General features: G+C 67.3%; 8 protein-coding genes. All 8 read left to right on the forward strand.

Annotation, left to right across the window (positions count from 1 at the left end):
• The first annotated feature begins 36 nt into the window (after positions 1 to 36).
• The 8 genes from KQH53_08985 (at position 37) to KQH53_09020 (ending at position 11,969) form a co-directional block, all read left to right on the forward strand.
• Positions 37 to 1,335, forward strand: a complete 1,299-nt coding sequence (locus tag KQH53_08985; protein ID MCB2226798.1) for a hypothetical protein — start codon at positions 37 to 39, stop codon at positions 1,333 to 1,335.
• 4 nt (positions 1,336 to 1,339) lie between these two features.
• The gene (locus tag KQH53_08990; protein MCB2226799.1) at positions 1,340 to 2,569 is read left to right on the forward strand and encodes a hypothetical protein; all 1,230 of its coding nucleotides are present in this window, start codon (positions 1,340 to 1,342) and stop codon (positions 2,567 to 2,569) included.
• The gene (carA, locus tag KQH53_08995) at positions 2,569 to 3,735 is read left to right on the forward strand and encodes a glutamine-hydrolyzing carbamoyl-phosphate synthase small subunit (GenBank protein ID MCB2226800.1); all 1,167 of its coding nucleotides are present in this window, start codon (positions 2,569 to 2,571) and stop codon (positions 3,733 to 3,735) included. The genes KQH53_08990 and carA overlap by 1 nt, the downstream gene beginning before the upstream one ends.
• Positions 3,736 to 3,765: 30 nt before the next feature.
• The gene (locus KQH53_09000; GenBank protein ID MCB2226801.1) at positions 3,766 to 4,662 is read left to right on the forward strand and encodes a DUF4405 domain-containing protein; all 897 of its coding nucleotides are present in this window, start codon (positions 3,766 to 3,768) and stop codon (positions 4,660 to 4,662) included.
• 75 nt (positions 4,663 to 4,737) lie between these two features.
• On the forward strand, positions 4,738 to 8,001 hold the full coding sequence (gene carB / locus KQH53_09005) for a carbamoyl-phosphate synthase large subunit (GenBank protein MCB2226802.1): 3,264 nt from the start codon (positions 4,738 to 4,740) through the stop codon (positions 7,999 to 8,001).
• A gap of 52 nt (positions 8,002 to 8,053) precedes the next feature.
• Positions 8,054 to 9,460, forward strand: a complete 1,407-nt coding sequence (locus KQH53_09010) for an amidophosphoribosyltransferase (protein MCB2226803.1) — start codon at positions 8,054 to 8,056, stop codon at positions 9,458 to 9,460.
• A 9-nt stretch (positions 9,461 to 9,469) separates the two neighbouring features.
• A complete protein-coding gene (locus KQH53_09015; GenBank protein MCB2226804.1) occupies positions 9,470 to 10,465 on the forward strand; it encodes a KpsF/GutQ family sugar-phosphate isomerase in 996 nt (331 codons plus the stop codon).
• 142 nt (positions 10,466 to 10,607) lie between these two features.
• The gene (locus KQH53_09020) at positions 10,608 to 11,969 is read left to right on the forward strand and encodes a cytochrome c biogenesis protein ResB (GenBank protein MCB2226805.1); all 1,362 of its coding nucleotides are present in this window, start codon (positions 10,608 to 10,610) and stop codon (positions 11,967 to 11,969) included.
• The last annotated feature ends 3 nt before the right edge of the window (positions 11,970 to 11,972 follow it).

The following is an 11,972-nucleotide window of genomic DNA, read 5'->3' on the forward strand; positions in this document are numbered from 1 at the left end:
GAGCCATGCGGGCTTTCGGCGGGCAAGCGGGCGGCAATGAACCAATCTCTCATCACCTATAATCTGGCCCTCGGTTTGGCCGGGACGGCGTTGCCTGTCCTGTGGCTGGGCTCGGGCCTGGCTGGGCGCTGGGACGAGCTGTGGGCTCGTTTGGGTCTCTACCGCGACCAGCCCGAGGCCGGACCAGGCCCCCGGGTGTGGCTCCAGGCGGTGAGCGTGGGCGAGGTGGGCGTGGCCGAGGCCATTGCCGCCGAGCTTTGGGCCTCGCGTCCGGAGATAAGCCTGAGCGTTAGCTCCTCCACGGCCAAGGGCCTGGAGCGGGCGGCCGAGGTATTCGCGGGCCGGGCAAGGGTGCTGCCCTTCCCCCTGGAGGCCCCCTGGGCCGTGGCCGCCGCATGGGGCAAGGTGCGGCCCCATGTCTACGCCTCCCTGGAAACCGAGCTGTGGCCCAACTTCCTGGCCTGGCTGGAGCATCGCGGCACCGAGCTGCTCTTGCTCAACGGCCGCATCAGCCCGCGCAGCTTCCCGCGCTACATGAAGGTGCGCCCCCTGGTGGCCGGTTGCCTGGGCCGCTTTGCGCGCCTGGGCATGATCGGGCCCGAGGACGCACAGCGGGCCGTGGCCCTGGGCGCGCCCGCCGAGCGGGTGGCCGTGGACGGCAACGCCAAGTACGCGGGCATGATCCAGCGGGCCGAGGCCTGCGACACCAGCGAGGCAACTGCCCGCCTGGCCCTGGGCGAGGCCCCGCTTTTGGTGGCGGGCAGCGCGCGCACGGGCGAGGAGGAGCCGGTGCTGGAGGCGTTCGCCTCGGTGCTGGCCCAGCGCCCCGAGGCGATCTTGGCCGTGGCCCCGCGCCACGTGGAGCGCGCCCCCCGCTGGCTGGCCCAAGCGCGGGGAATGGGCCTGAGCGCCGCGCTGTGGAGCGAGCTATCGCCCGCCAGCCCCCGCAACTCTGACACCAAGCTGGTGGTGGTGGACGCCATGGGCCAGCTCATGGCCCTGTACGGCCTGGGAAGGGCCGCATTCGTGGGGGCCTCCCTGGTGGAGCTGGGCGGGCAGAATCCGGTGGAGCCCGCCGCCTGGAGACGGCCTCTGGCCTTTGGCCGGGACATGAACGATTTTCTGGATGCCGCCCGCGAGCTGAAAGCCCAAGGCGCGGCCCAAGAGGTGGCCGACGCCGCCGAGCTGGCCGCCTGGTGGCAGCACATGCTGGCCGACCCGGCCGAGGCCGCCCGCCGGGGCGAGGCCGCCCGCAAGGTGGCCCAGGGCTATGCCGAGGCGGCCCGGTCCGCAGCCGGGCGCATCCTGGACGCCTTGGAACGCAAGGGAGTCTGAGCCCATGGCCCGCCCCAAGCCCAACCCCCGCCCTCTAGTGAGCCAGGCCGACCTGGCCCGCCTGGCCGCCGGCCTGGACCAGACCACCAAGCGCCGCCTCACCCAGGTGGTGCGCCTGTGGAAAAAGATCAAGCAAAACGGTGGCAAGGTGGTGGTGGCCACCGGATCGGGCCCCAACCTGCACGAGGGGGTCACCTGCATGGTGGCCGAGCTGGTGCGCCTGGGCCTGGTGGACGGGGTGCTCACCTCCAGCGCGGTGGTAGGCCACGAGATGGCCGGGGTCTTGGAGCGGGTGCGCCGGGTGGACGGGGCTAAGCTGGACCTGGACCCGGCCGGGCTGCCGGCTGACGGCAAGGTGGAGGTGGCCCTTTTGGGCGCCGAGCGGGCGGTCGAGCTGGCCAAGCAGACCAACCTGGACCGCGACTATTACCGGCGGCTACTCTCCGCGCCCGGCAAGGAAATCATCAAGGTGGCCGGCAACTTGGCCTACCCCACCGGCCTGGGGGTGGAGCGGGCGGCCCGCCGTCTGGAGCCCCTGGCCCGCTCCCTGGGCCAACCCCTGGAGGCGGTGGTGGGGCGCGGCTGCGACCCCCTGACCATGCTGGGGGCCTGCGCCCGGCGGGGGGTGCCTTGCCTGGTCAGCGTGCCCCAGCTGGTGGGCGGGGGCCAGGTGGGCCTGGCCGTGGGCGACAGCATAACTATTTCCCAGCGATCGGCCCGGGTGGCCGGGCTTTTGGGCTCGGCCGACCTTATAATAGAGAGCGGGGTGGCTCTGACCCAGGAGATCCACGACGGGCCCTTCGAGACCTTCACCGGCCACGGCATGTGGCCCCGTCACGAGGGCCAGGCCACCTACAGCCTGGGCGGCAAGGCGGTGGTGCGCATCGACCTGGACCCCAACCTGGAGCGGGTCTGGGCCATGCAGCGCGACAAGGGCGCGGTGGGCGCGGCCATCGACCAGGGAAAGCCCAAGGCGGTGGGGCTTAAGGTGCCCTTCCGCATGGAGATGAGCGGGTTTGCCCGGCTGCCCGGGGCCCTGCCCCTAACCGGCGACCTGGGGGTCATCTGGCCCCTTTTGGCCAGCCGCGTGATGCGGGCCATGGGTGTAAAATCAGGCTATCTGTGTTACAAACAAGGCACGCCGCCCGGCGAGGCGGTGCGGGAACATATTGTGAAGAACGTCAAGCCCCTGGACCCCGACGCGGCGGTGCGGGGGCTCAAGGAAAACAGCTAGTGTCAGTAGCCAAAGACGCCCTCTTAGTATTGGAAGACGGCACCGCCTTCCCCTGCCGCGCCTTTGCCGGCTCCGGCGAGGTGGCGGCCGAGGTCTGCTTCAACACGGCCATGACCGGCTACCAGGAGGCCATCACCGACCCCTCCTACAAGGGTCAGATGCTGGCCATGACCTATCCCCTGATCGGCAACTACGGCACCAACCCCGAGGACGTGGAAAGCCGCGCCGTGCAGGTCAGCGCCTTTTTGGTCAAGGAATACCAGGAGTTCCCCTCCAACTTTCGCTCCACCTCGAGCCTCAGGGAATACCTGGAGGCCGCCGGGGTCATGGGCGTCGAGGGCCTGGACACCCGGGCGCTCACCCGCCATCTGCGCATCCAGGGAGCCATGAAGGGCGTGCTAAGCACCGAGGACCTGGACCCGGCCAGCCTTAAGGCCAAGGCCTCGGCCAGCCCGGGCCTGGTGGGCATAGACCTGGTCAAGGAAGTCACCTGCCCCACGGCCTACCGCTGGATCGGCGGCAAGGTGGAGCGCGAGCTGGACCTGAGCGGCGAGATCGACCCCGAGGCCCTGTGGGCCGGAGGCGAGGGCGAGTCCCGCGTGGTGTGCCTGGACTGCGGCATCAAGTACAACATCCTCAGGCGCCTGGAAAACCGGGGCAACAAGCTGTTGGTGGTGCCGGCCAAGACCCCGGCCGAGACCATCCTGGCCTGCTCGCCCGACGGCATCTTCCTGAGCAACGGCCCCGGCGACCCGGCCGCGGTGACCTACGTGGTTGAGACGGTCAAGGAGCTCATGGGCCGCTCGCCCATCTTCGGCATCTGCCTGGGCCACCAGATGATCGGCCAGGCCCTGGGCGGCAAGACTTTCAAGCTCAAGTTCGGCCACCGGGGAGCCAACCAGCCGGTGATGGACCTGGCCACGGAAAAGGTGGAGATCACCAGCCAGAACCACGGCTTCTGCGTGGACTCGGACACCATCGACGACCCGCAGGTGGTGATGACCCACCTGAACCTGAACGACCGCACCTTGGAAGGCCTCCGCCACAAAGAGGTGCCCTTGTTCTGCGTGCAGTATCACCCCGAGGCCGCGCCCGGGCCGCACGACGCGGATTACCTCTTCGACCGCTTCCAGGAAATGATGCGGACCAAACAGCCGCTGGCCTGAGGCCAGTTCGCGGGGAATGGGCGACACCGCATGAGCGCCGCGAAATCCAGCTTGAGCCTCAGGGGGCTCACCTCGCTTCTGAGCGGGGCGGGCCTTTTGGTCATGGGCCTCAGCGGCTTGGTGGCCTACTTCATGCCCCAGGGGCGCATCGCCTATTGGACCGACTGGAGCTTCTTGGGCCTGACCAAGACCCAGTGGGGCGACATCCACATCATCAGCTCCATCCTGTTCCTGGTGGCGGCGGGCTTCCACCTCTGGTTCAACTGGAAGCCTTTTGTCAATTACCTCAAGGGCAAGGCGGCCCAGATGGCCGGCCGCAAGCGCGAGCTGATCATCACCCTGGCCGCCCTGGTTCTGGTGGTGGCGGCGGGCATCAAGCCCTTCCCGCCCCTCAGTTGGCTCATCGACCTGAACGGCTATCTCAAGGGCTCCTGGGTTACCAGCCCGGCCCACGAGCCGCCCTTCGGCCATGCCGAGGAGCTTCGCCTCTCGGTGTTCTGCAAGAAGGTGGGCCTGCCCGCCCCGGCGGCAATGGAACTGCTCAAGGCCAAGGGCATGCAAGGCGTGTCGCTCCAGGCGCGGGTGCTCGACATCGCCCGGGCCAACCGCGTCTCTCCCATGGAGCTTTACGTGCTCCTCAAGCCCCTGGAAAAGCCGGTTGCCCCGGCCAAGCCCACGGGCCACCTGTACAACGCCCAGGAGGTGGAGGAGCGTTTCGCGGGCACGGGTATCGGCAACAAGACCCTGGCGGGCGTGGCCCAGGCCGCGGGCCAGAGCCCGGAGGCCATCAAGGCCCGTTTGACCAAGGCGGGGCTCAAGGTGGCCCCCGGCCAGACCCTCAAGGCGGCGGCCGACGCCAACCAACTGAGCACCCCCTTGGAGATGCTCAAGGCCATGCTGGTGGACGGCTACCAGCCTCGGCGATAAATTTTAGGATTCGGGCCCTCACGGGCCCTTGGCCTGCAACCCACCGGCCATGGCCGGGAAAAGACAGCTGACAAGATGCCCAAGCGCACCGACCTACACAAGATCATGATCATCGGCTCCGGGCCGATCATCATCTCCCAGGCCTGCGAGTTCGACTACTCGGGCACCCAGGCGGTCAAGGCCCTCAAGGAAGAGGGCATGGAGGTGGTGCTGGTCAACTCCAACCCGGCCACCATCATGACCGACCCGGAGATGGCCGACCGCACTTACGTGGAGCCCATCACCCCGGAGATGGTCATCGAGGTGCTCCGGGCCGAGCGGCCCGACGCCATCCTGCCAACCCTGGGCGGCCAGACCGGGCTCAACACCGCCTTGCAGGTGGCCGAGACCGGCATCCTGGAAGAGCTGGGCATCGAGATGATCGCCGCCACCCCGGAGGTGATCAAAAAGGCCGAGAGCCGCGAGCTGTTCCGCGAGGCCATGGAGAACATCGACCTCCGGGTGCCCACCAGCGACATCTGCCACACCATGGACCAGGTGCTCAAGTCCGCCCAGCGCATCGGCTATCCCGTGGTGGTGCGCCCCGCCTTCACCCTGGGCGGCACCGGCGGCGGCGTGGCCTACAACCGCGACGACCTGGAGCGCATCGCGGCCCACGGCCTTTCGGCCAGCCTGACCCACGAGGTAATGATCGAGGAGTCGGTGCTGGGCTGGAAGGAATTCGAGCTGGAGGTGATGCGCGACCGCAAGGACAACGTGGTCATCATCTGCTCCATCGAGAACCTGGACCCCATGGGCATCCACACCGGCGATTCCATCACCGTGGCCCCGGCCCAGACGCTGACCGACCGCGAGTACCAGGTGATGCGCGACGCCTCCATCGCCATCATGCGCGAGATCGGGGTGGAGACCGGCGGGTCCAACGTGCAGTTCGCCATCAACCCGGCCAACGGCGAGCTGGTGGTCATCGAGATGAACCCCCGGGTGAGCCGCTCCAGCGCCCTGGCCTCTAAGGCCACCGGCTTCCCCATTGCCAAGATGGCCGCCAAGCTGGCCATCGGCTACACCCTGGACGAGCTGCCCAACGACATCACCCAGGAGACCATGGCCTCCTTTGAGCCCACCATCGACTACTGCGTGGTCAAGGTGCCCCGCTGGGCCTTTGAGAAGTTCCCCGGCGCCGAGGACGTGCTCACCACCTCCATGAAGAGCGTGGGCGAGACCATGGCCATTGGCCGCACCTTCAAGGAGGCGCTGCAAAAGGGCTTGCGCGGCCTGGAGATCGGGCGGGCCGGCCTGTTAGGCGACGGCAAGGACCCCTCCCCCGAGGCCCCGGAGATGAGCCCAGAGCGCCTGCGCTCGCTCATCACCACCCCCAACAGCCAGCGCATTTTCTGGGTGGCCCAGGGCCTCAAGAGCGGCATGAGCGTCGAGGACATCCACAAGCTCACCACCATCGACCCCTGGTTCCTGTTCAACATCGAGCAGATCGTGAAGTTCTCCGGCGAGCTGGAGCAGCACCGCCCCTGGGGCCAGCTGCAGAACAACGCCCTGGGCCAGCTGGAGACCGGGCAGATGCGCCGGGCCAAGGAGATGGGCTTCAGTGACCGCCAGATCGCCCATGCGGCGGGCAGCGACGAGGACTCGGTGCGCGCCCGGCGCAAGGAGCTGGGCATAGAGCACACCTACAAGCTGGTGGACACCTGCGCCGCCGAGTTCGAGGCCTACACGCCCTACTTCTACAGCACCTACGAGACCGAGGACGAGTGCCGGGCCGAGGACAAGCGCAAGGTGATGATCCTGGGCGGCGGGCCCAACCGCATCGGCCAGGGCATCGAGTTCGACTACTGCTGCGTGCACGCCTCCTTCGCCCTCAAGGAGATGGGCATCGAGTCCATCATGGTCAACTCCAACCCCGAGACGGTCTCCACGGACTACGACACCAGCGACAAGCTCTACTTCGAGCCCCTGACCAAAGAGGACGTGCTCAACATCATCGACTCCGAGAAACCCGAGGGGCTCATCGTGCAGTTCGGCGGGCAGACCCCGCTGAACCTGGCCGTGCCCCTGGAAAAGGCCGGGGCCCCCATCCTGGGCACCCCGCCGGATGCCATCGACCGGGCCGAGGACCGCGACCGCTTTTGCGCCCTGCTCAACCTTCTGGATTTGCGCCAGCCGGACAACGGCACCGCCACCAGCGTGGAGCAGGCCCTGGCCGTGGCCCAGCGCATCGGCTACCCCGTGGTGGTGCGCCCCTCCTATGTGTTGGGCGGCCGGGCCATGGAGATCGTCTACGACGACGAGTCGCTGGAGCGCTACATGACCACCGCGGTGCAGGCCAGCCCGGACCACCCCATCCTGGTGGACAAGTTCCTGGAGGATGCGGTGGAGGTGGACGTGGACGCGGTGGGCGACCACACCGGCGCCTGCGTGGTGGCCGGCATCATGGAGCACATCGAGCAGGCGGGCGTGCACTCGGGCGACAGCGCCTGCGTGCTGCCCCCGCACAACCTCGACCCGGCCATGATCGAGGAGATCAAAGAGGCCACCTACGCACTGGCCAAGGAGCTGGGGGTCAAGGGCCTGATGAACGTGCAGTACGCGGTCAAGGACGGCCTCTTGTACCTCTTGGAGGTCAACCCCCGGGCCAGCCGCACGGTGCCTTTCGTGTCCAAGGCCACGGGCATCCCCTGGGCCAAGGTGGCCACCAAGGTCATGATGGGCCTTAGCCTGTCCGACCAGGGCATCACCACCGAATTCTTCCCGGAGCACTACTCGGTCAAGGAGGCGGTGTTCCCCTTTGTGCGCTTCTCCGGCGTGGACCCCTGGCTGGGGCCGGAGATGCGCTCCACCGGAGAGGTGATGGGCATCGACCGCGACCTGGGCCTGGCCTATGCCAAGAGCCAGCTGGGCGCGGGCCAGCGCATCCCCACCAAGGGCACCCTGTTTATCAGCGTGAAGGACGCCGACAAGGCGGCGGCCGCGCCCATCGCGGCCACTTTCCACCGCCTGGGCTTCAACCTGGTGGCCACCACCGGCACCCACGCCTTTTTGACCAAGCAGGGCATAGCCTGCGAGCACGTGTTCAAGGTCTCCGAGGCGCGGCCCCATGTGGTGGACGACATGATCAACGGCAAGATCGATCTGGTGATCAACACCACCGAGGGCAAGGGCCCGGCGTCGGACGCCTACCAGATCCGGCGCACCGCCCTGGACCGGGGCCTGGCCTACATCACCACCTTGGCCGCGGCCAAGGCCACCGCCCTGGCGGTGGAGGCACTTTTAAAGAACGACACCATAACCGTGACCCCGCTGCAGGACTACTACGGCGAGGCCTAGGGGGTATTAAGGTTCGGCGACAATGCACAACCACTGTGATAGGATGGGCGCCATGAACCAGCCGTGCGATGACCACCCCAAAGAGTACTGCGGGGTCTTCGGTGTCTTCGGACATCCCGAGGCCGCCCGTCTGACCTATTACGGCCTCTACGCCTTGCAACACCGGGGCCAGGAGTCCGCCGGCATCGTCACCAGCGACGGCAAGCGCTTCCGTCAGAAGCGGGCCATGGGCCTGGTGCCCGACATCTTCTCCGAGCGGGACTTGAAGGGCCTTACCGGGCACATCGCCAACGGCCACGTGCGCTACTCCACCACCGGCTCCTCGGTGCTGGGCAACGCTCAGCCCTTTATCATCGACTACGCGGGGCACAGCCTCTGCGTGGGCCACAACGGAAACCTGGTCAACGCCCACCAGCTGCGGCGTCACCTGGAGCGGGAAGGCAGCATCTTCCAGACCTCCATGGACTCCGAGGTGGTGATGCATCTGCTGGCCCGCAACATCCACCTGGGCTTCGAGGAAGGCCTGGTCGCCGCCCTTTGTCAGCTCCAGGGGGCCTACACCTTCCTGTTCATGACCGAGGACACCCTGGTGGCCGCCCGCGACCCGCAGGGATTCAGACCCCTGTGCATCGGCGCCCTGGGCGATGCCTACGTGGTGGCCAGCGAGACCTGCGCCCTGGACCTCATCGACGCCCGCTTCATCCGCGAGGTGGAGGCCGGCGAGGTGGTGTTCATCGACAAGAACGGCCTGCGCTCCATCAAGCCCTTCTCCCGCCAGCGCCACGCCCATTGCATCTTCGAGTTCGTGTACTTCGCCCGGCCCGACAGCCGCATCTTCGGCCAGACGGTCTACGACGTGCGCAAGCGCCAGGGGGCCCAGCTGGCCAAGGAGTTCCCCCACCCGGACGCGGACCTGGTCATGCCCTTCCCGGACAGCGGCAACTACGCCGCCCTGGGCTACGCCTCGGCCAGCGGCCTGCCCTTTGAGATGGGCATGATAAGAAACCACTACGTGGGGCGCACCTTCATCCAGCCCAGCCAGGACATGCGCGACTTCGGGGTGCGCGTCAAGCTCAACCCGGTGCGCTCGCTGATCAAGGGCAAGAAGGTGGTGATCGTGGAGGACTCCATCATCCGGGGCACCACCACCATGGCCCGCGTGGAGAACATCCGGGCGGCCGGGGCGGCCGAGGTGCACATGGTGGTCTCCTGCCCGCCCACCAGCTTCCCCTGCCACTACGGCATCGACTTCTCCACCAAGGGCGAGCTGATCGCCTCCAACCACAAGGTGGAGGAGATCCAGAACATGCTGGGCCTGGACTCCCTGGGCTATCTGTCCATCGAGGGCCTCTTGACCGCCACCACCGCCACCCGCAAGGGCTTCTGCCTGGCTTGCTACGACGGCTGCTACCCGGTTGCCTTTGAAGAGGGCGGCGGCAAGTTCTGCATGGAGCACTGAGGCCAAGCTTTGAGCGACATCCTTAAAAAGGCCCGCGAGGTCCTGGCCATCGAGGCCGAGGGCATCGAGCGGCTCAAAAAACGCCTCGACACCAGCTTCGAGCAGACGGTGCAACTGATCCTGGACTCCCCGGGCAAGGTGATCACCACCGGCATCGGCAAGAGCGGCATCGTGGCCCGTAAAATTCAGGCCACCCTGTCCTCCACCGGCACCACCGCCCTGTTCCTGCACCCCGTGGAGGCGCTGCACGGCGACCTGGGGGTGGTGATGAAGGGCGACGTGGTCCTGGCGCTGAGCCACAGCGGCAAGACCCACGAGCTGGTGAGCCTGGTGCCCCAGCTTCGGCGTCACGGGGCCAAGGTGGTGGCCTTCACCGGCGGGCTGGACTCGCCCCTGGCCGAGGCCTCGGATCTGGTGGTGGACTGCGGGGTGGAGCGCGAAGCCTGCCCCCTGGGCCTGGCCCCCACCGCCTCCACCACCGCCGCCCTGGCCATGGGCGACGCCCTAGCCGTGGTGCTCATCGAAAAACGCGCCTTCAAGGTGGAGGACTTCCGTTTGCACCACCCGGGCGGCAACCTGGGCCAGCGCCTGTCCCTCAAGGTCAACGAGATCATGACCAAGGGCGAGGCGGTGCCCACGGTGCGGCCCTCCACCCCCATCAACGAGGCGGTGAAGGTAATCGATCAGGGCGACCTGGGCACGGTCTTGATCACCAGCCGGGGGATGCTGAAAGGCATCTTCACCGACGGCGACGTGCGCCGGGCGGTGTCCAACGGGGTGGAGCTGGGCGAGAGGCCGGTGAGCAGCCTGATGAGCCCGGCCCCGCTGACCGTGAGCCCCGAGGCCCAGGCGGCCGAGGCCTTGCACCTGATGGAAGACAAGCAGATCACCGCCCTGGCCGTGGTCAGCCCCAAGGGCCGGGTCCTGGGCCTGGTGCACTTGCACGACCTGTTGGGCCGGGGCGCGGTGAGCCTCAACGGCATGTTGCCCTCTCCCCGGGAGTAGGGCCCCGCGCCGGACGAACTCCGCCGGGCCGCCAGGATAAACCCCTTGCTTTCCTGGGCATTCGGAGAAGTTGCCGCCCCCCTACCCCTGTGGTAGCCTTACTGGTCATTCCCAAGAAAACGCTCCCCAACAAGGAGGCGGCGTGAGCGCAGACCAGCCCCGTAAACCATTTTTGGAACGCGTTTGGGACTTCTTCGCCTCGGTGAAGCTGTCCTTTTTCTTGCTGCTTTTGTTGGCGGTCACCTCCATCGCGGGAACCCTGATCCCCCAGAAGGAGCCGGCTGCGGTTTACGTGCGCGCCTTTGGCGAGGCGGGGTGGCGTTTGTTCCAGGCCCTGGGCCTGGATGACATGTATCACGCCCCCTGGTTTGTGTTCCTTTTGGCCATGCTGGCCGCCAACCTGGTGATCTGCTCCATCAACCGCCTTTCTCTGACCCTGCGCATCCTGGGCAAGGACCCGGCCGACGAGGCCGCGGCCATGCGCAAGCCCAAACAGAGCATCACCCTGCCCGGCGACCCGGGCGCCAACCTGCCCAAGGTCAAACAAGTCCTGCAAAGCCTGGTGGGCAAGGTCTCCAGCGCCCAGGACCAGGAGCGCACCACTCTCTTCGCCCAGCGGGGCGGCTGGAGCCGCTTCGGGGTCTACCTGGTGCACGCCAGCGTGCTGGTGATCATGGCCGGGGCCCTGGTGGGCAACTTCTGGGGCTACGCGGGCATGGTCAACATCGTGGAAGGCCAGAGCGTCCGGGCCATCACCCTGGACAACGGCCAGCCCAAGGAGCTGGGTTTCACCCTGCACTTGGACAAGTTCACCATGTCCTTCTACGACAACGGCATGCCCAGCGAGTACCGCTCAGAGGTCACCTTCATCGACCAGGGCAAGGTGGTCAAAAAGGCCAGCCTGATCGTCAACGACCCGGCCGAGTACAAGGGCATCGACTTCTACCAGGCCTCCTACGGCACCTCCATCAAGGAGGTGGAAGCCGAGTTCACCGACGAGCAGGGCCAGACCCACCGCGTAAAGCTGTACAACCAGCAGTGGAGCGAAATGCCCGGCGGCGGCCGCGCGGGTATCATGGCCTACCGCGACAAGGTGGACATGGGCAAGATGTACACCGGCCCCATCGCCCGCGTGCTGTACCAGAAGGGCCGGAGCGAGCCCCAGCAGCTCACCGCCTTCCGGGCCGGGGCCAAGATTCCCATGAAGGCCGGCCCGGTCAGCTTCGGGCTGATCAAGGCGGTCACCGCGCCCTACAGCGGTCTGCAAGTCAAGTACGACCCCGGGGTGTGGTTCATCTGGATCGGCTGCGGCTTGATGGTGGTCGGCTTCTTCATCGCCTTCTACTTCAGCCACCGCAAGGTGTGGCTGCGCCTGAGCCCCACCGGCCAGGGCCGCACCCGGGTGGAGCTGGCCGCGGCCACCAACAAGAACCGCCCCGGCCTGGCGCGGCTCACCGCCCGCCTGGCCGAGCGCCTGCGGGCCGGACAAAAGACGGGGGAGTGAGCC

The sequence above is a fragment of the Desulfarculaceae bacterium genome, from assembly GCA_020444545.1.
Lineage (GTDB): Bacteria > Desulfobacterota > Desulfarculia > Desulfarculales > Desulfarculaceae > Desulfoferula.